Here is a 19682-nt window from a genome sequence, read left to right on the forward strand (position 1 = left end):
CCGGTCCTTGTCATGGTGACATGGCACGGGGGGCGTCGTGGCCGGGGAAAGGCGAGATCAGCCCTTTCCGGCCTTCTTGCGCAGCTGCTGGATGGTGCGCAGCTGGGCCACGGCTTCGGCAAGCTCGGCAGTCGCGCGGGTGTAATCCAGCTCCGCGGACTTGTCGTTCAGGGCCTTGAGCGCGTGCTGGCGAGCCTCTTCGGCCGACGCCTCGTCAATGTCATGAGCACGAACGGCCGAATCGGCCAGGATGGTCACCACGTCGGGCTGGACTTCAAGGAAGCCGCCGGATACGTAGTAGTCTTCCTCCCGCCCGCCATCATGGATGACCCGCACGGGGCCGGGCTTCAGCTCGGTCAGCAGCGGGGCGTGGCCGGGCAGAATGCCCAGTTCGCCCATGTGGCCCGTCGCGACGATCCGCTCGATGTCGCCAGAGAAGATCCCTTCTTCGGCGCTGACGATCTCGCACTTTAAGCTTTTCGTCATGGCGATGTGTCTCCCAGGTAGACGGGATTACTTCATCTGGTTGGCTTTCTCGACCGCTTCGTCGATGGTGCCGACCATGTAGAAGGCCTGCTCGGGCAGATCGTCGTAGTCACCGTTGAGGATGCCCTGGAAACCACGGATGGTCTCCTTAAGCGACACGTACTTGCCCGGCGAACCGGTGAACACCTCGGCGACGAAGAACGGCTGCGACAGGAAGCGCTGGATTCGGCGCGCACGGGCCACGGCCTGCTTGTCCTCGTCGGACAACTCGTCCATGCCGAGAATCGCGATGATGTCCTTGAGTTCCTTGTAGCGCTGCAGCACGTTCTGCACACCGCGTGCGGTGTCGTAGTGCTCATCGCCCACCACCAGCGGGTCAAGTTGACGCGAGGTGGAGTCCAGCGGATCGATGGCCGGATAGATACCCAGCTCGGCGATCGAACGTGCCAGTACCACCGTGGCATCGAGGTGCGAGAAGGTGGTGGCCGGCGACGGGTCGGTCAAGTCATCCGCAGGCACGTAGACGGCCTGTACGGAGGTGATCGAGCCAGTCTTGGTGGAGGTGATGCGCTCCTGCAGGACACCCATCTCCTCGGCCAGGGTCGGCTGGTAGCCCACCGCGGACGGCATACGACCCAGCAGCGCCGATACTTCAGTGCCCGCCAGGGTGTAGCGGTAGATGTTGTCGACGAACAACAGCACGTCACGCCCTTCATCACGGAACTTCTCGGCGATGGTCAGGCCAGTCAGTGCCACGCGCAGGCGGTTGCCGGGCGGCTCGTTCATCTGACCGTAGACCAGCGACACCTTGTCGATGACGTTGGATTCGGTCATCTCATGGTAGAAGTCGTTACCCTCACGGGTACGCTCACCGACACCGGCGAACACTGAGTAACCGCTGTGCTCGGTGGCGATGTTGCGGATCAGCTCCATCATGTTGACGGTCTTGCCGACACCGGCGCCGCCGAACAGGCCGACCTTGCCGCCCTTGGCGAACGGGCAGACCAGGTCGATGACCTTGATGCCGGTTTCCAGCAGCTCGTTGGACGCCGCCTGATCCGCGTAGCTCGGCGCCTTGCGGTGGATCGGCATGCGCTCCTGCTCACCAATCTCGCCGGCTTCGTCGATCGGACGACCCAGCACATCCATGATGCGCCCCAGGGTCTCCTTGCCGACCGGCACGGAGATGGCCGCACCCGTGTTGGTGACGTCCATGCCGCGCTTGAGGCCCTCGGTTGAGCCCATGGCGATGGTACGCACCACGCCGTCGCCCAACTGCTGCTGGACCTCGAGCACCGTCTCGACAGTCGAGACATTCAGCGCGTCGTAGACCTTGGGAACATCGTCCCGCGGAAACTCTACGTCAATCACCGCGCCGATGATTTGTACGATACGTCCGCTCATCTTGGTTCCTCTCAAATACCTGAAAATGAAACCTGCATGCCGGGAGGGAGCTTCCCTCCCCTGGCGCTATACGGCTGCCGCGCCGCCGACAATCTCGGAGATCTCCTGAGTGATCGCCGCCTGACGTGCCTTGTTGTAGACCATCTCGAGGTCGTCTATCAGGCCGCCAGCGTTGTCGGTGGCGTTCTTCATGGCGATCATTCGCGCGGCCTGCTCACAGGCTGCGTTCTCGACCACCGCCTGGTACACCTGCGCTTCAACAAAGCGAATCAGCAGGCTGTCCAGCAGCGCCTTGGCATCCGGCTCATACAGGTAGTCCCAGCTACCGGGACGCTTGTTCTCTTCGTGATGCCCGTCATTACCCATGTCCGGGGAGAGCGGCAACATCTGCCTTACCACCGGCTTCTGGGTCATGGTGTTGACGAATTCGTTGTACACCACATACAGGCGATCCAGTCGACCTTCGTCGTAGGCGTCCAGCATGACCTTGACGCTACCGATCAGGTCTTCCATCTCCGGGGATTCGCCAAGCCCGCTCTTCGCCGCCACGAGGTTACCCCCGTAGCTCTTGAAGAAACCGCCCGCCTTGCGGCCGAGGGCACAGAAATCGAGTTCCGCGCCTTCGTCACGTTGGCCCTTGGCATCCTTGAGCACGGTCTTGAACAGGTTGATGTTCAGGCCGCCACACAGGCCGCGGTCAGTGGAGACCACGATATAGCCGACCCGCTTGACATCACGCTCGACCATCCACGGATGACGATATTCGGGGTTGGCATCGGCCACATGGCCAACGACGTTACGGATCTGGCGTGAATAGGGCTGGCTGGCCCGCATCAGGTCCTGTGCCTTGCGCATCTTCGACGCAGCCACCATTTCCATGGCGCTGGTGATCTTCTGCGTGTTCTTGATGCTCCCGATCTGGGTGCGTATCTCTTTTGCAGCTGCCATCGCGATCTACTCCGTTCTTGCCCTCAGAAAGCGCCGGAACCCGCCCCTGCGGACGGGCCCATCGGGCATTACCAGCTCTGAGTGGCCTTGAACTTCTCGAGACCCTCTTTCAACCCCTGCTGGATCTCGTCGTTGTAGTCGCCGGACTGGTTGATCTTGTCGAGCAGCTCGGCGTACTCGGACCTCATGAAGTCGTGCAGGGCACGTTCGAAGTCCAGCACCTTGCTGACATCGACGTCATCCAGGAAGCCTTCGTTGGCGGCGTAAAGGGTCACGCCCATCTCGGCCACCGACAGCGGAGAGTACTGCTTCTGCTTCATCAGCTCGGTGACGCGCTGACCATGCTCCAGTTGCTTGCGGGTCGCCTCATCCAGATCGGAAGCGAACTGGGAAAACGCCGCCAGCTCGCGGTACTGGGCGAGTGCCAGACGCACACCGCCACCCAGCTTCTTGATGATCTTGGTCTGGGCCGAACCACCCACACGGGATACCGATAGACCGGCGTTGATGGCCGGACGGATACCCGAGTTGAACAGGTCGGTCTCGAGGAAGATCTGGCCGTCGGTGATCGAGATCACGTTGGTCGGTACGAACGCCGAGACGTCGCCGCCCTGGGTCTCGATGATCGGCAACGCGGTCAGTGAACCGGTCTTGCCCTTCACTTCGCCGTTGGTGAACTTCTCGACGTAGTCGGCGTTGACACGCGCGGCACGCTCGAGCAGACGCGAGTGGAGATAAAAGACATCACCCGGATACGCTTCACGGCCCGGCGGACGGCGCAACAGCAACGAGACCTGGCGATAGGCGACCGCCTGCTTGGAGAGATCGTCATAGACGATCAGTGCGTCTTCGCCACGATCACGGAAGTACTCACCCATGGTGCAGCCCGAATAGGCCGCCAGGAACTGCATCGGCGCGGGGTCGGCCGCACCGGCCGCCACCACGATGGTGTGTTCCATGGCGCCATGCTCTTCGAGCTTGCGCACCACCTGGGCAATGGTCGACTGCTTCTGACCGATCGCCACATAGACGCAGGTGATGTTCTTGCCTTTCTGGTTGATGATCGCATCGATGGCAACGGCTGACTTACCGATCTGACGGTCACCGATGATCAACTCGCGCTGACCGCGGCCGATCGGCACCATGGCGTCGATGGACTTCAGGCCGGTCTGTACCGGCTGATCGACCGACTGGCGGGTGATGACGCCGGGGGCGACCTTCTCGACCGCATCGGTGAGCTTGGCATTGATATCGCCCTTGCCATCGATGGCGTTGCCCAGCGAGTCGACTACGCGGCCGACAAGCTCAGGTCCCACCGGCACCTCGAGGATACGACCGGTACACTTCGCGGTCATCCCCTCTTCTAGCTGCAGGTAGTCACCCAGCACCACGGCACCCACGGAGTCACGCTCCAGGTTGAGTACCATGCCGAAGATGCTGCCGGGGAATTCGATCATCTCACCGAACATCGCGTCCTCGAGACCGTGAATCTTCACGATGCCGTCGGATACGCTGACGATGGTGCCCTGGTTACGGGCTTCAGATGCGACATCCAGCTTTTCGATACGCTGCTTGATGATGTCGCTGATCTCGGAAGGATTCAGTTGCTGCATGCCATGTCCCTCGAACTCAGGCGGAAAGGGCTTCGGAAAGACGGGCCAATCGACCGCGTACCGAACCGTCGATGACGGTATCGCCGGCACGCAGGATGACACCGCCGAGAAGCGTCGGGTCCACCTGAGTGGTAATGGAGATTTCGCGATTCAGGCGCTTCTTGAGTGAAGAAGCGAGCTTCTGTTGCTGCTTGTCGTCGAGCGAGTAGGCCGAGACCACCGTGACATCGACACGCTTTTCGTGATCCGCACGCATGCGCTCGAATTGCTCGGCAATGGCAGTGAGGGCCGGCAGACGACCCTTCTCCGCCAGGACATCCAGAAAGCGACGGGCCTGCTCATCGGCCTTGATGTCGGCAACTTCCAGCACCATTGCCACCTTGCGTTCGGTGGTGAATTTGGGGCTTGCAAGCAGTTTCTGAATATCCTGGTTCGCGACGACGTGCCCAAGCATCTCGAGTTGTGCCGCCCAGGTATCGAGTACCTGGTGATCACGCGCATACTCGAAAGCCGCCTTGGCATAGGGTCGGGCGACAGTAGACGTTTCCGCCATGGATCACCTCCTCACAGTTCGGCGGCAAGCTTGTCGAGCAGCTTGCGATGGGCCTTCTCGTCGATGGAGGCTTCCAGTACTCGCTCGGCTCCGGTGACAGCAAGACGGGACACCTGGGCACGAAGCTCGTCCTTGGCGCGGTTCACTTCCTGGTCGATTTCGGCACGCGCCTGGGCGACGATCCGTTCGCCTTCGGCGCGGGCCTGCTCACGGGCCTCTTCGACCATTTGTGAAGAGCGCTTGTGGGCCTGCTCGAGAATTTCGGAAGCCTGCTGCTTGCTCTCGCGCAGCGTGGCTTCGGCCTTCTCCTGGGCGACTTCGAGGTCCCGGGACGCACGGCTGGCCGCATCGAGGCCATCGGCGATCCGCTTCTGGCGCTCATGGAGCGCATTGCTGATCGGCGGCCACACGTACTTTATGCAGAACCAGACAAAGATCGCGAAGGCGATCGTCTGCCCGATTAGCGTCATGTTGATATTCACAGGGATGTACCTCTGACTGATTCGTGGCAACCGGAAACAAGCAAGCCGAGTGCGGTGCACTCGGCGCTGTCATTAACCGGCGACGACGAAGATCAGGTACATGGCGATACCGACACCGATCATCGGCACGGCATCCAGCAGGCCGGCCATGATGAAGGTCTTGGTCTGCAGCTGGTCACCCAGCTCAGGCTGGCGAGCGGTGGATTCAAGCAGCTTGCCACCCAGCATGGCGAAGCCAATGCCGGTAGCCAGAGCGCTGATGCTGATGATGATGGCCGCAGCGATGTAGACGATTTCCATGATAGTGCTCCTAGTTTTGAGTTGAGGTTAAGTTGAGTTGAAGCTAAGGACTAAAAAACTTGCTCGGGTTTTAGTGATGCTCGTGCGCCGCACTGAGGTAGACGATCGACAGTGTGGTGAAAATGAACGCCTGGAGCGAAATCACCAGAATGTGGAAGATCGCCCAGGGAACATCCAGCACCCAGATGGCCCAGAAGGGTAGCAGGGCGATCAAGATGAAGATGACCTCGCCGGCAAACATGTTGCCGAACAGACGTAAGCCCAGGCTGATCGGCTTGACGATCAAACCCACCACTTCAAGTACCAGGTTGAAGGGGATCAGGCTCCAATGATTGAAGGGGGTCAGCGACAGCTCCTTGGCGAACCCACCTGCTCCCTTGACCTTGATGCTGTAGTAAATGATCAGGCAGAACACACCCAGAGCCATCCCCAGCGTCGCATTGGGGTCGGTGGTCGGCACGATCTTCATGTAGTCAACCCCGAGACGCATGAACAGCTCCGGGAAGTAATCGACCGGGATGATTTTCAGCGTGTTCATCAACAGGATCCAGACGAACAGGGTCAGCGCCAGCGGCGCAATGACGGGATTCCTGCCATGAAAGGTGGCACGCACAAGATTCTCAATGAACTCGAATACCATCTCGACCGCGTTCTGTAGGCCTCCAGGCACACCGGTAGTCGCATACCGACCCGCCTTGCGGAACAACCAGATGAACAGCATGCCCATGGCGATGGACCAGCCCATGGTATCCAGGTGGATCGCCCAGAATCCCATCTCGCGAGCTTCCTCGGCACTGCCTGCCAGGGACCAACCATTCTCCGGGTGGCGGCCAAAGGTCAAATTCTGAAGATGGTGCTGTATGTAATACGTCGCCGTGACTTCATTTCCTGCTGCCATGCGGTGCTTACCTCGGTTCAGGGGGCCGGCCTGTCATGCTGCAGCCAGGGTATCAGCCAGTACATGAGTTGAGCCGCCGTATATGCGCTGAAGAAAAAAATCGGGTTTGAGGGAGGCACTGTGACGAACATGATGACGAACAGTGCCACCGTCGAACCAAACTTTCCCGTTTCGGCTCGGTAAAAATCCATGACGACCGCATGCGGTTTGCGCCTCCACGATCGACCAAGCCGACAGATGTAGAACAGCTGCGGCAAGAGACACACCATACCACCGGTAAGCGATGAGAGCGTGCCGCTCACGCCCGCTGCAACCGCCGCTACCACCGTTACCACCAGCACCGCCAGACACTGCAACCACCAGAGATGAACCGCTATCGACTGGCGCTTGATTGCCGCGGACAGCTTGCGCATTGCTGGATACCTGTCGGAGGCTACACCACCTTCAAGGTTGTCACGTCGGCACATGGCAAGGTACCTGCAAACCACCGCGGATTATAGGGAAGCCCCCCGAGCCCTTCAACCGACTTCCTGACGAATTGTCTCCATAAGTGATTAATTTTCGACCAAAGGTGCAGGTTTGGTGGCTGCCCCAGCGCTGAAATGTGCTCAACGGATATGCTCGAGAATGCCATCCAGCTCATCCAGGCTCGAGTAGCGGATGGTCAAGCGCCCCTTGCCGCCACGTCCATGCTGAATCTTTACCGGAGCACCCAACAGATCGCCAAGGCGCGATTCCAGACGTGTCACATCCGGGCCGGGTGCGACGGCCGCGGCTTTCTTGGGCTCCCCGGCGGCGAGCCGCTTGACCAGCGCTTCGGTATCGCGAACGGTGAGGTCCTTGTTGACCACCTCGTGGGCCGCACGACGCTGCTTGGCACCGGTCAGCGCCAGCAGCGCCCGCGCGTGCCCCATATCGAGGTCGCCTCGCTCCAGCAGAGTCTGGACCTCCGGGTCCAGCGTCATCAGGCGCAGCAGGTTGGTCACCTGGGCCCGCGACTTGCCGACCGCGTCCGCCACCTGCTGCTGGGTGAGCTCGAACTCCTCCAGCAAACGCTTGAGCGCCATCGCCTCTTCCATCGGGTTGAGGTTTTCGCGCTGGATGTTCTCGATCAACGCAAGCGCCAGCGCCACCTGGTCACTGACCTCGCGAATCACCGCCGGGATGGTGTCCAGTTCAGCGAGTTGCGCGGCACGCCAACGCCGTTCACCGGCAATGATTTCGTAACGCGACTCGCCGGCCGGACGCACCACGATGGGTTGCATCACCCCCTGGGCACGGATCGAGTCGGCAAGCTCCTCCAGTGCCTCGGGCTGAATATCACGGCGTGGCTGATACTTGCCGCGTGTCAGTTGACTCAGCGGCAGTCGCTCGAGGCGTTCCTCGGCCTCCGGAACGGGCGTGACGTCACCCGCATCCGACTCCATCGCATCGAGCGACACTTCGGGCAAATCCAGACTCTCGCGGCGGCGAGCACCGGCCCCGATCAGGGCATCCAGGCCTCGGCCCAGGGCGCGTTTACGCGTCATCGACATTCCCTCATCACAGCGTTTTCATCGAGCGCTTAAAGCGACAGGCGCCGAATCATCTCCTTGGCCAGCACCCGATGGGCCTGGCTGCCCCTTGAGAAGCGGGCATACTTGGTGACCGGCAGACCGTGGCTTGGCGCCTCGGCGACCCGGACGTTTCGCGGAATGGTGGCCTTGAGCAGGGTATCGCCGAAGTAATCGCGCAACTGCTTGGTCACGTCCCGGGTCAGGCTGTTGCGGGCATCGAACATGGTACGCAGTATGCCAAAGATCTCGAGGTCGGGATTCACGCTGTCCTTGATCTGCTCGACGGTATCGAGCAGCGCCGACAGCCCCTCGAGGGAGTAGAATTCGCACTGCAGCGGAATCAGCACGCCATGGGCGGCGGTCAGGCCATTGACGGTGAGCATGTTGAGCGACGGCGGGCAGTCGATCAGCACCACGTCATATTCACCGGCAACATCGGCCAGGGCCTTCTCAAGACAACGTTCACGACCCGCTTCACGGTCGAGCAACGCCACTTCGGCAGCCGTCAGGTCGCCGTTGCCCGGCAATAGCGCGTATCCCGCGACGGGACAGTCGAGGATGACGTCGATGGCGCGCTTATCGCCCAGCAGCACATCCAGCACGCTGCCATCGAGCTCATGCTTGTCGACGCCACTCCCCATGGTGGCATGCCCCTGGGGATCGAGGTCGACCAGCAATACGCGGCGATCGAGCGCCGCCAGGCTGGCGGCGAGGTTGACGGCGGTGGTGGTCTTGCCGACGCCACCCTTCTGATTGGTCAACGCGATGATCTTTGTCACGGGCAACTCCCTTGCTGGGAAATACGAATGGTCGGGCTGCATTCCCCTCGAGCGACCCTTGCAGACACCTTGCGTTCAGGCCAGGGCAGATTCACGACGCTCGAGTCGCACCAACAGGCGGTTGCCGACATCGAAGGGCACCGCCAGCTCATATCGTTCGACCGGCTCGATACCGGGCGGCAGGTCCACAAGCTCGCTCTCGACGGCAGGCCCCTTCATGGCCAGCCACTGTCCACCCGGGGCCACCAGAGGCTCTGTCAGGGCGACAAAGTCACCCAGGCTTGCGAAGGCCCGTGAGATGACCTGGTCGAACTGGCCCGAGAACGCCTCGACCCTTGCCTGTACCGGGGTCACGTTGGTCAGGCCGAGTTCCATTACCGCCTGGCGCTGGAAGCGCACCTTCTTGCCATTGCTGTCGAGCAGCGTCACGGCCAGTGTCGGCGCAAGGATCGCCAGCACCAGGCCCGGCAGGCCGGGGCCCGTGCCTACATCGAGCAGCCGGGGACCATGCACATGGGGCAACACCGCGGCGCTATCGAGCAGGTGACGAGGGACCATCTCTTCGACAGAGCGTATCGCGGTGAGGTTATAGGCGCGGTTCCACTTGTGCAACAGGCCGAGCAGGCCGAGCAGTTGTTCGCGCTGCCTGCTGTCGACCTCGATGCCGAGTCGTTCAAGGCCTTCGTCGAGGCGAGCGGTACTCTGCTGTTCGACAGCCGTCATGCGCTGGCCACCCGATTGCCATCGAGCAGGCGACGCTTCTTGAGGTGGATCAGCAGGATCGACACCGCCGCCGGCGTCACACCGGAGATGCGCGATGCCTGGGCAAGCGTCTCCGGGCGAGCCTCGCCAAGCTTCTGGCGAATCTCGTGGGATAACCCCTCGACCCGCTGATAATCGAGATCGGACGGCAAGGGCGTCGCCTCATGGCGCTTGAGCTTGTCGATTTCATCCTGCTGGCGGTCGATGTAGCCCTGGTACTTGGCTTGTATCTGCACCTGTTCGGCAACCGCCGGATCGCTCACTGGCTCACCGATGAGCGACGCGACATCGGCGTACTCGATTTCGGGACGCTTGAGCAGATCCAGCAGCGTGTACTCACGCGACAGCGGCTTGTCGGTCTTGCCCTCGATGGCAGCGGCCAACGGGGTGCCGGGCTGCACCCAGCTCGCCTTGAGCCTGGCACTCTCGGCCTCGATGGCGCTGCGCTTGGCGCTGAAGGCCGCCCAACGGGTGTCGTCGACCAAGCCCAGTTCGCGACCGGCCTCGGTGAGGCGCAGGTCGGCGTTGTCCTCGCGCAGCAGCAACCGGTATTCGGCACGCGAGGTGAACATGCGATACGGCTCCCGGGTGCCCATGCTGATCAGATCATCGACCAACACGCCGAGGTAGGCTTCATCCCGGCGCGGCCACCAGGCATCGAGGCCACGCGCACGGCGAGCGGCGTTGAGGCCCGCCAGCAGCCCCTGGGCGCCAGCTTCCTCGTACCCGGTGGTGCCATTGATCTGCCCGGCGAAATACAGGTTGTGGATAAATTTCGTTTCCAGCGAGTGCTTCAAGTCTCGCGGATCGAAGAAATCGTACTCGATGGCATAGCCGGGACGAGTGATATGAGCATTTTCAAGACCCTTGATCGAGCGTACCACCTGCAGTTGCACATCGAACGGCAGTGACGTGGAGATCCCATTGGGATAGAGCTCGTGGGTGTCGAGGCCTTCGGGTTCGATGAAAATCTGGTGGCTCTGCTTGTCGGCAAAGCGATGCACCTTGTCCTCGATCGATGGGCAGTAACGTGGCCCGGTGCCCTCGATTGCACCGGAATACATCGGTGAACGATCGAGATTCGCGAAGATGATCTCGTGGGTGCGCTGGTTGGTATGCGCGATGTGACAGCTCATCTGACGCGGGTGCTGTTCGGGCTTGCCCATGAACGACATCACCGGCGTCGGGGAATCGCCCGGCTGCTCCTCGAGCATCGAAAAATCGACGCTCTTGGCATCGAGGCGTGGTGGAGTACCGGTCTTCAGGCGGTCGACCCGGAATGGCAACGAACGCAGACGCTCGGCCAGGGCGTTGGAAGGCGGGTCACCGGCACGGCCACCCAGGCTCTTGTCCAGCCCGATATGGATCACCCCGCCGAGGAAGGTGCCGGTGCACAGTACGACCGTCTCGGCAAGAAAACGGATCCCGGTCTCGGTGACCACGCCGCGCACGGTGTCGCCATCAACTACCAGGTCTCCGGCCGCCTGCTGGAAGATCGTCAGGTTGGCCTGGTTTTCCAGCATGCCCCGAATCGCCGCCTTGTAACGGACTCGGTCGGCCTGGGCGCGAGTTGCACGCACAGCGGGCCCCTTGCGGGAATTGAGCACGCGAAACTGGATGCCTCCCAGGTCGGTAGCCAGCGCCATGGCCCCACCCAACGCATCGATCTCCTTGACCAGATGACTCTTGCCAATGCCGCCGATGGCGGGATTGCAGGACATCTGGCCCAGGGTCTCGATGTTGTGGGTCAAAAGCAGGGTCTGACAGCCCATGCGAGCGGAGGCCAGCGCGGCTTCGGTTCCCGCATGGCCACCGCCGATGACGATCACGTCAAAGCGGTCTGGGTAATCCAAGGTGCACCTCGTTGGCGCCGATAGCGCCTGCGTTGTCGTCAGGTAGTTGCGTTGCCCCGCAAGCTCCGGAAACGGAGCCGCTGTGAACAAGCCGGCCAGTATAAACCCCTTGTGGGTAATCGTCAGGGGTTTTCCACACCTGGTTTTCAGGCCCGTGGTGGTATTGGGCTATCTATCAGTTAAATCAAAATATATAGAGAGAAGTTCTGTTGTGGTAGTAACTACTGGTGTGGACAAAAACCGTGGATAAGTGAATTAATCAACATAAAAACAAAATGATACGCTGTTGACTCAAAGACGCACAAGCGGGTGACTGCCTGGGAGGGACCTGTCTGGAGCTTGTGGACGGAATGCCACTCTATCCACAGTGGAGAGAATCTACCGCTTGTCCACCGTCGGGTACATGCCTTGTGCCCGTGGCTGTGAACAACCTCGATGATGTGTGGTGAAGGCCTTGGGAGTGGGCCTTGGCGGCGTATATGCCAGGGCGCCAGGAAAATTCTATCCACAGGCATGAAAAAGGCCCTGTCGATAACGACAGGGCCCTCTTTCGCTCGTCTTCTACGCCTGTTTTTCAGTGCTTTAGCACGCGGGAGAGGAAACTGCGTGTTCGCTCGTCCTTGGGTTGATCGAAGATCGTCTCGGGCGGTGCGGCCTCGGCGATCTCGCCCTTGTGGATGTAGATGACGCGATCCGCCACTTCCCTGGCAAAGCCCATCTCATGAGTGACGATCACCATGGTCATGCCTTCGCGGGCGAGCTCACGCATGGCATCCAGTACTTCGCCGATCATTTCAGGATCGAGTGCCGAGGTGGGCTCGTCGAACAGCATCAGCCGAGGTTCCATGGCCAGTGCCCGGGCCAGCGCCACACGCTGCTGCTGACCTCCGGAGAGCTGCGTGGGATGCTTGGCGGCCTGGTCGCTGATGCCGACCCTTGCAAGGAGACGCTCGGCGGTCTCCACCGCGTCCGCTCGGCTCCAGCCACGTACCTTCATGGGTGCCAGGATGACGTTGTCGAGCACGCTCAGGTGGGGAAACAGGTTGAACTGCTGGAACACCATGCCGACTTCGGTGCGGATCTTTTGAAGTGCCTTGCCGCTCTTGCCGTGGGGGGTGAGTTGGTTGCCATCGACCATGATATGGCCGTCCTGGAACTCCTCGAGGCCATTGATGCAGCGAATCAGCGTCGACTTGCCGGAACCACTGGCACCGATCACCACCACTACCTCGCCGGGTACCACGTTCAGGTCGATGTCCTTCAGCACATGCAGGTCGCCGAAGTGCTTGTTGACCTTCTCCATCTGGACGATGGGAGCGGTCGCTGTGTCGTTATCGGTCATGCGGTGACTCTCCTCATTGTCCGGCCAGGCCGCGCTGTTCAAGGAAACGCAACACCAGCGATAGCGTCCAGGTGATGGCGAGGTAGAGCAGCGCCACCATGAAGTAGACCTCAAGCGCCGTGAAGGTGGTGGCGATATAGATCTGGCCTTGACGCACCAGCTCACCGACCCCAATCACCGAGAACAGAGAGGTATCCTTGATACTGATGATGCCCTGGTTACCTAGCGGCGGAATCATGCGCCGGAAGGCTTGTGGCCAGATCACGTAGCGAAAGGCCTGGGTACGCGACAAGCCAAGCGACAGTGACGCTTCACGCTGACCGCGCTCGATGGACTGCACACCGCCGCGTACCACTTCCGAGATATAGGCACCTGAGTTGACCGCGATGGCGGCGATGCCAGCGGTCAGGGCGTTGATCGGACCACCAAGCAGCTGTGGCAAGCCATAAAAGATGAACAGCACTTGCACAAGGATCGGGGTACCACGAAAGACCTCGATATAGAAAATGGCAGGGATACGCATCAGGCGAGAGCGGCTGATGCGCATCAGGCCAAACACGATGCCGATCAGAAAACCGATGGCCAGGCCACCGAACGAGATCAGAAGGGTCCAGGGGATGCCTGGCAACAGGTGGGGAATCGAAGCGAATGCCGCTCCCCAATCGAATTGAAAGGTCACTTCCACGAGCGTCTCTCCGCGATGTCTGGAAACGACGCGGGGCCGGGAGGCATGACCACCCGGCCCCGCTTATCCTCCCGCCTTGCATCCAACATGGCGGAACCTTCAGGGCGTGTCGGCAATCACTCGTCTTCGGGAGCTTCACCGAACCATTTTTCGAAGATCTCGTCGTACGTGCCGTCCTCGCGCATCTCCGCCAACGCCTGGTTGGTAGGCTCGACCCATTCGCTACCCTTGTGGAATACGATGCCGTACTGCTGACCTTCGTACAGCGGGCCTACGACCTTGGCACGACCTTCACCGCGGGTCTTCGCGAAGTAGGCGACGTTGGGGGCGTCGTAGAAGGCGGCATCGACATTGCGGCCCAGGAGCGCCATGTACATGTCGGAGGTGCCCGGGTACGGCGTGATGTCGGCGTCTTCGCCCAGGGTTTCCTGCAGATAGTCGTAGCTGGTGGAACCGATCTTGGTGGCGATCGTCATGCCCTCAAGGTCCTCGACAGTCTCGACACTGTCGTTATCGGCACGCACGATGATCTGCAGACCCGAATCGTAGTAGGGATCGGAGAAGTCGACGATCTCGGCGCGTTCCTCGGTAATGGTCACGCCGGCGATGGCGATTTCCTGGTTACCGGTCTGTACGGCGGGAATGATGCCAGCGAATTCCATGGTGGTGAGGTTCACCTCGAAGCCGGCACGCTCGGCCACTTCGTTGATGATGTCCATGTCGAAACCGATCATCTCGCCGGTGTCGGGATCGAGCATCTCGAAGGGAACGAAGCTTGGGTCGGTGGCGACATTTACCGTGGGCGTCTGGGCCATGGCACTGGCACCAAGCCCGAAGCCAAGGGCCATGGCCGAGAACAGCGCGGATTGTTTCAGCAATGATGATGTGATGGACGATTTTTTCATTTGTTTCCCCGTTGTTAAGACTTTTCTGTTGGGATTCACCATATTTACCATGGCGAGAATCCGTCAGAGCGTCAAGTCACGGGGAAAGGTCCGGATCAGACCATGAAAGAGGCGCCGCAGCCGCAGGTTGTGGTGGCATTGGGGTTCTGGACGAGGAATCGGGCACCGGCGAGTCCTTCCTCGTAGTCGACGGTGGAACCTACCAGGTACTGGTAGGATAACGGGTCGACCACCAGGCCCACCTCGCCGAATTCGACCAGCGTATCGTCCTCCCCGACATCCTCGGCGAAGTCGAAGCCATACTGGAAGCCCGAGCAACCGCCACCGGTCACGTAGACACGCAGCTTGAGCTGGCTGTTGCCCTCCTCATCTATCAGCGATGCCAGGCGCGCGCGGGCACTCTCGGACAGCAGCAAGGGGGTGGGAACGAAGGATTCAGCACCGCTCATGGACGAGCTCCCTTAAGGGAAATGGATGACTCAGCCATGTATTATCCCCAATCCCCAGCAAAAGGGTCAACTTTTCGGCCAGTCGTCGACCTTCCATCGGCGCCGTGACTGTTGGTGAGCGAGATTAGGGCATCAGCGCCGGGGCGGCGAGACCAGCGTTCTCGTCGAGGCCGAACATCAGGTTGAGGTTGTGGATCGCCTGGCCGGAGGCGCCCTTGACCAGGTTGTCGATCACCGAGAGCACGACAACGGTGTTACCGTTGCCGGGACGATGTACCGCCAGGCGGCAGACGTTGGCGCCCTTGACGCTGCGGGTCTCCGGATGACTGCCGGCGGGCATCACGTCGACGAACGGTTCATCGGCGAACCGTTGCTCGAACAGTGCCTGGAGATCGCCCGGTTCGCTGGTCAACTGGCCATACAGGGTCGCATGAATGCCACGGATCATCGGCGTGAGGTGTGGCACGAACGTCAGCCCGACCTGCCCCTTCGCGGCATCACCCAGGCCCTGACGAATCTCGGGCAGGTGACGATGCCCGCTGGCACCATAGGCCTTCATCGATTCACTGGCTTCGGCAAGCAACGACGGCACCTTGGCGCCGCGACCGGCTCCGGTGACCCCCGACTTGCAATCGGCGATCACCTGGCTCGGGTCGATCAGCCCGGCCTCGAGAAGCGGCAGCAGCCCGAGTTGAACGGCGGTGGGGTAGCAGCCGGGTACCGCGATCAGCCGTGCCTTGCGGATCTTGTCGCGGTGCATTTCCGGCAGGCCATAGATGGCCTCCTCGAGCAGTTGCGGAGCGCCATGGGGCTGGCCGTACCAGTTGGCCCACTCGTCGGCGTCACGCAGGCGGAAATCGGCGGAAAGATCGATGACCCGAGTGCCGCGCTCCAGCAATTCTCCGGCCAGCGCATGGGCGACCCCATGGGGGGTGGCGAAGAACACCGCATCGCAATGCCCCAGGCGCTCGGCGTCCGGCTCGCTGAAGGCCAGTCCGTCATAATGACCGCGCAGGTTGGGATACATCTCGGACACTCCCATCCCCGCTTCGGAACGCGAGGTGATCGCTTCCACTTCGACGTCCGGGTGCTGGGCCAGCAACCTGAGTAGTTCGACACCCGTATACCCGGTGCCCCCGACGATTCCGACCTTGATCACGTTGCACTCCTTTACCGTTGGGCCCGTCTCAGGCCAGACGCTTCGATCACACGCACTGAATATGATACACAAGAGAAGGGGGTCTACCCAGCAGGCGCCAGTTGCATGGCGATAGCGAAAGGAGCCGGGGACAGGTTGTAGAGGGGGTCCTATGCCAGGGATGGCATCGGTAGCGCCCATGGAGGGGTTCACAGCGCCCCCTCGAAGACCTGTCGCTCGGAAGCCGTGAGCGGTGCTTCCATCTGCGATAGCCCTGGCCCAGGTTGCCGGCACCCTCCGTCAGCCAGGTTGAATGTGCTGGTCATGGAATCGACCGAACAGGAACCGTGCCGTGCCGCGTTTTTCACTACCCGACTTCAGCCTCGAGCGCTTTCGGCAGCGCCTGGCCACTGTCGATGCCCTGCCCCAGCTTTGCGTGCTGGGGGTGGTGTCGGGATTGATCACGGGTGCCTTCATGGTCGGGTTTCGGATGTTGCTGGACCTGGGTGCCCTGGCCTTCATGCCCGGTGGCGATTCCGAGGCCTTCGAGGGTCTGTCCCCGCTGGTTCGCTCTGTCATGCCCATGGTGGCGGTAGCGCTGATCGGCGTGCTGTTGTGGCGTCAGCCAGTGGCGGCTCGCAAGCTCGGGGTCGCGCACGTGATGGAGCGCCTGACCTACCACCAGGGGCGTTTTCCGCTGCGCAACTGGCTCAACCAGTGGTGGGTCGGTGTGGTCACGGTGCTCGGCGGTCTTTCTGCCGGGCGCGAGGGGCCGGCGATTCATCTCGGGGCGGCGGCATCCAGTGGGCTAGGCGAGCGGCTGCGGCTGCCGCATAACAGCCTTCGCGTGCTGGTGGCCTGTGGCACGGCAGCGGGGATCGCCGCTTCCTTCAATACCCCCATTGCCGGGGTCATCTTCGCCATGGAAGTGGTGATGATGGAGTACACCATCGCCGGGTTCATGCCGGTGATCCTGGCCTCGACCATGGGTGCGGTGATCGCCCAACTGGTGTACGGGTCGGAACCGGCCTTCCAGGTGCCGTCGGTGAGTCTCGGTTCGATGATGAACCTGCCATGGATACTGGTGACGGCGCTTGTGATCGGTCTTCTGGCAGGACTGTTCATCCACTTGGCGCGCAGCGAGTGGATCACCGCGCGGCCGGTATGGCAGAAGCTGTCGTTGGTGGCCGTTGCCAGTGCAGCGGTCGCCTGGTGGTATCCCGAAGTGCAGGGCATCGGTTATGACAGTCTCAGTGCCGCCTTGACCGGTGACGTGGCGGTAGACGTGCTGCTGGCGCTGGTGATCGCCAAGCTGGCGCTGACCGCCATCACCGTGGCCAGCGGTATTCCCATCGGCATCATCGGCCCGGTACTGGTGGTCGGTGCAGCTGCCGGTGCGCTGATGGGAATGACGGGAGATTGGCTGTGGCCGGGGCTCGCTGCGGAACCCGCACTGTTCGCGATGCTCGGGATGGCGGCCATGATGGGCGCCGTGTTGCAGGCGCCATTGGCGGCGCTGATGGCGCTGCTGGAATTGACGCACAATCCCAATATCATCTTGCCGGGGATGCTGGCGGTGGTGATCTCGGGGCTGACCTCCCGCCAGCTTTGCCGCTGTGATGGTTTCTTCATCAGCAGTACCCGACATGGCCTCCACCCGCTTCAGCAACCGCTGATGCAGGCGCTGTCTCGGGTCTCGGTACCGGCGGTGATGGAGCGCAGCCTGGTGCGCACCCCGCGCATGGTGACCCGCCAGCAGGCGCGCCTGCTGCTCGAGGGCAACCCGGTGTGGGTGCTGATCGAACGCTCCAGCGATGACAAGCCGACACTTGCCCTGAAGGCCGCGGATCTGGCGCGCTGGTTGATGGAGGAGCAGGAGGAAGCCGAGGGGACTGAAGCGACTCCCGAAAGGAGTGATGCCCTGGAGAAGGCCGATCTTCTCGAGATTCCTGGCGTACGCCTCGAAATGGCGCCGATCCACTTGCAGGCCACGTTGTCCGAAGCCTTCGAGCGACTCAATGACCAGGCGGTCGATGCGCTCTATGTTGAACACGGCAACCGCCCGAAACAGAAGCGAATTTCCGGTATCATCACGCGTGGCGCCATCGAGCGCTATTACAAATTCACGGACTGAGATTCACTTCTGGCGACCGATATGGCGGGAGATAGCATGTATCTGTGGTTAAAGGCTCTGCACCTGATGGGGATGGTCACCTGGTTTGCCGCGCTGTTCTACCTGCCGCGGCTGTATGTTTATCACGCCATGGCGCGTGACCGTGGAGAGCAGCAGGCCATCGAGCATTTCAAGGTGATGGAACGCAAGCTCTACCGAGGCATCATGACCCCGTCGATGATTGCCGTGCTGGTGTTCGGTGGGCTGATGCTGGCGCTGTCTCCTGGGTGGCTCGGCCAAGGCTGGATGCATGTCAAGCTGTTGATGGTGCTGCTGCTGGTGGGCTACCACCATGTCTGCCTGATCTATTTGAAGCAATTGGCCGAAGCACGTTGCACGAAGAGCCATGTATTTTTCCGCTGGTTCAACGAAATGCCGGTTATCGCCCTGCTGGTGATCGTGCTGCTCGCCGTATTGAAGCCGTTCTGATGGCCACTAGCGTTCATCGACACCGTCAGTTGCCGGTAGTGTTGGTACTGGCTGGCCATGACCCCACCGGTGGCGCGGGCCTGGTCGCCGATGCCGAGGCCATTGCGGCCTGTGGGGGCTGGGCGTTGACCATCCCCACTGCACTGACCGTGCAGGATTGCCGGAATGTTCACGCGGTGATGCCCTGTGACCCGGATGCTATGCGCGCCATGGCGACGGCACTTGCGACCTTCGAGGTGGCGGCGATCAAGGTCGGGCTGGTGCCTGACATGGCCACGCTCGATGCGATAACCGATATCGTGAGGCGTTTCCCTGGGGTGCCGCTGGTGGTCGACCCGGTGCTCAAGGCGGGAGGTGGGTGTGAGTTATCCACAGCTGAGCTGGTGGACGCCTTTCGTGAACGATTGCTACCTCTTGTGGATATTCTCACCCCCAATCGTCAGGAGCTTATGCGGCTTTCCTCGGTGACAGTGGATGACGACACCGAACGTGCCGTGGAACTCATGACCCTGGGCTGCCAGGCGGTATTGGTGACCGGCACCGATGAGCCGGCGAGAGGCGTTGCCGCGAACCGGGTCGCGCATACGCTGCATGCCCCCGATCTCAGTAGGCAGTGGTCGTGGGAGCGCCTGGATGGCCAGTATCATGGCTCTGGCTGCACCCTGGCGGCGTCGCTTGCCGCCCGCCTGGCGGCGGGGGAAACGCTGGTGACGGCGTGCGAGCAGGCTCAGGCGTTCACCTGGCAGGCACTCGCCCATGGCTGGCAACCCGGTGATCAGCAGGCGTTGCCACGACGGCTGTGGCAACTCCCGGAAATACCGCCAGGCGATAGCTATCGGGTCGATCGATGACAACAGGCTGGTCATCCGTGCCAGCAGAACCGAGAATGGCAGACATGACAGGGATATCCCCGCTTCTTCACAGATT

Annotated in this window: 21 protein-coding genes; 3 read left to right on the forward strand and 18 right to left on the reverse strand. The window is 61.4% G+C overall.

What is annotated here, in order from left to right; all coding sequences use genetic code 11:
• Positions 1-57: 57 nt before the first annotated feature.
• From C6V82_RS08735 to argC, 18 genes are all read right to left on the reverse strand, one after another.
• The gene (locus C6V82_RS08735; protein ID WP_102587580.1) at positions 58-486 is read right to left on the reverse strand and encodes a F0F1 ATP synthase subunit epsilon; all 429 of its coding nucleotides are present in this window, start codon (positions 484-486) and stop codon (positions 58-60) included.
• Between the two features lie 27 nt (positions 487-513).
• Positions 514-1890: a F0F1 ATP synthase subunit beta gene (atpD, locus tag C6V82_RS08740; protein ID WP_102587581.1), complete on the reverse strand. Its 1377-nt coding sequence runs from the start codon at positions 1888-1890 to the stop codon at positions 514-516.
• Positions 1891-1956: 66 nt separating this feature from the next.
• Complete coding sequence (gene atpG / locus C6V82_RS08745) at positions 1957-2838, reverse strand: F0F1 ATP synthase subunit gamma (protein ID WP_102587582.1); 882 nt, start codon at positions 2836-2838, stop codon at positions 1957-1959.
• 68 nt (positions 2839-2906) lie between these two features.
• The gene (gene atpA / locus C6V82_RS08750) at positions 2907-4451 is read right to left on the reverse strand and encodes a F0F1 ATP synthase subunit alpha (protein WP_102587583.1); all 1545 of its coding nucleotides are present in this window, start codon (positions 4449-4451) and stop codon (positions 2907-2909) included.
• Between the two features lie 16 nt (positions 4452-4467).
• Positions 4468-5004 (reverse strand): F0F1 ATP synthase subunit delta, encoded by a 537-nt coding sequence (locus C6V82_RS08755; protein WP_102587584.1) that lies wholly within the window; start codon positions 5002-5004, stop codon positions 4468-4470.
• 11 nt (positions 5005-5015) lie between these two features.
• Positions 5016-5486, reverse strand: coding sequence for a F0F1 ATP synthase subunit B (locus tag C6V82_RS08760; RefSeq protein ID WP_102587585.1), 471 nt, complete (start codon positions 5484-5486; stop codon positions 5016-5018).
• A 72-nt stretch (positions 5487-5558) separates the two neighbouring features.
• A complete protein-coding gene (gene atpE, locus C6V82_RS08765; RefSeq protein ID WP_102587586.1) occupies positions 5559-5786 on the reverse strand; it encodes a F0F1 ATP synthase subunit C in 228 nt (75 codons plus the stop codon).
• 70 nt (positions 5787-5856) lie between these two features.
• The gene (gene atpB, locus C6V82_RS08770) at positions 5857-6684 is read right to left on the reverse strand and encodes a F0F1 ATP synthase subunit A (protein WP_102587587.1); all 828 of its coding nucleotides are present in this window, start codon (positions 6682-6684) and stop codon (positions 5857-5859) included.
• A gap of 17 nt (positions 6685-6701) precedes the next feature.
• Entirely contained in the window at positions 6702-7097 is a 396-nt protein-coding gene (locus C6V82_RS08775) for an ATP synthase subunit I (RefSeq protein WP_180978251.1), read from the reverse strand.
• A 195-nt stretch (positions 7098-7292) separates the two neighbouring features.
• Positions 7293-8213, reverse strand: coding sequence for a ParB/RepB/Spo0J family partition protein (locus C6V82_RS08780; protein WP_102587589.1), 921 nt, complete (start codon positions 8211-8213; stop codon positions 7293-7295).
• Positions 8214-8248: 35 nt separating this feature from the next.
• The gene (locus C6V82_RS08785) at positions 8249-9019 is read right to left on the reverse strand and encodes a ParA family protein (RefSeq protein WP_102587590.1); all 771 of its coding nucleotides are present in this window, start codon (positions 9017-9019) and stop codon (positions 8249-8251) included.
• A gap of 75 nt (positions 9020-9094) precedes the next feature.
• Positions 9095-9742 carry a 16S rRNA (guanine(527)-N(7))-methyltransferase RsmG gene (gene rsmG, locus C6V82_RS08790; RefSeq protein ID WP_102587591.1) on the reverse strand — a complete coding sequence of 216 codons (648 nt, stop codon included), beginning with the start codon at positions 9740-9742 and terminating at the stop codon, positions 9095-9097.
• A complete protein-coding gene (gene mnmG, locus C6V82_RS08795; protein WP_102587592.1) occupies positions 9739-11634 on the reverse strand; it encodes a tRNA uridine-5-carboxymethylaminomethyl(34) synthesis enzyme MnmG in 1896 nt (631 codons plus the stop codon). Before mnmG ends, rsmG begins: the two co-directional genes overlap by 4 nt.
• A gap of 574 nt (positions 11635-12208) precedes the next feature.
• Entirely contained in the window at positions 12209-12976 is a 768-nt protein-coding gene (locus C6V82_RS08800) for an amino acid ABC transporter ATP-binding protein (protein ID WP_102587593.1), read from the reverse strand.
• Positions 12977-12989: 13 nt separating this feature from the next.
• Complete coding sequence (locus C6V82_RS08805; protein ID WP_102587594.1) at positions 12990-13661, reverse strand: amino acid ABC transporter permease; 672 nt, start codon at positions 13659-13661, stop codon at positions 12990-12992.
• A gap of 116 nt (positions 13662-13777) precedes the next feature.
• Complete coding sequence (locus C6V82_RS08810; RefSeq protein ID WP_102587595.1) at positions 13778-14566, reverse strand: transporter substrate-binding domain-containing protein; 789 nt, start codon at positions 14564-14566, stop codon at positions 13778-13780.
• 95 nt (positions 14567-14661) lie between these two features.
• Complete coding sequence (erpA, locus tag C6V82_RS08815) at positions 14662-15015, reverse strand: iron-sulfur cluster insertion protein ErpA (RefSeq protein WP_102587596.1); 354 nt, start codon at positions 15013-15015, stop codon at positions 14662-14664.
• A 124-nt stretch (positions 15016-15139) separates the two neighbouring features.
• On the reverse strand, positions 15140-16174 hold the full coding sequence (argC, locus tag C6V82_RS08820) for an N-acetyl-gamma-glutamyl-phosphate reductase (RefSeq protein ID WP_102587597.1): 1035 nt from the start codon (positions 16172-16174) through the stop codon (positions 15140-15142).
• A gap of 331 nt (positions 16175-16505) precedes the next feature.
• On the opposite strand from argC, the gene C6V82_RS08825 reads away from it, so the two are divergent.
• The 3 genes from C6V82_RS08825 to thiD are packed head-to-tail and all read left to right on the forward strand — an operon-like array spanning position 16506 to position 19606.
• Positions 16506-18287: a chloride channel protein gene (locus tag C6V82_RS08825; RefSeq protein ID WP_102587598.1), complete on the forward strand. Its 1782-nt coding sequence runs from the start codon at positions 16506-16508 to the stop codon at positions 18285-18287.
• Positions 18288-18323: 36 nt separating this feature from the next.
• A complete protein-coding gene (gene hemJ / locus C6V82_RS08830; protein ID WP_102587599.1) occupies positions 18324-18755 on the forward strand; it encodes a protoporphyrinogen oxidase HemJ in 432 nt (143 codons plus the stop codon).
• The gene (gene thiD, locus C6V82_RS08835; protein WP_102587600.1) at positions 18755-19606 is read left to right on the forward strand and encodes a bifunctional hydroxymethylpyrimidine kinase/phosphomethylpyrimidine kinase; all 852 of its coding nucleotides are present in this window, start codon (positions 18755-18757) and stop codon (positions 19604-19606) included. Before hemJ ends, thiD begins: the two co-directional genes overlap by 1 nt.
• Positions 19607-19682 lie beyond the last annotated feature (76 nt).

The sequence above is a fragment of the Halomonas urumqiensis genome, assembly GCF_003028575.1.
GTDB lineage: Bacteria > Pseudomonadota > Gammaproteobacteria > Pseudomonadales > Halomonadaceae > Halomonas > Halomonas urumqiensis.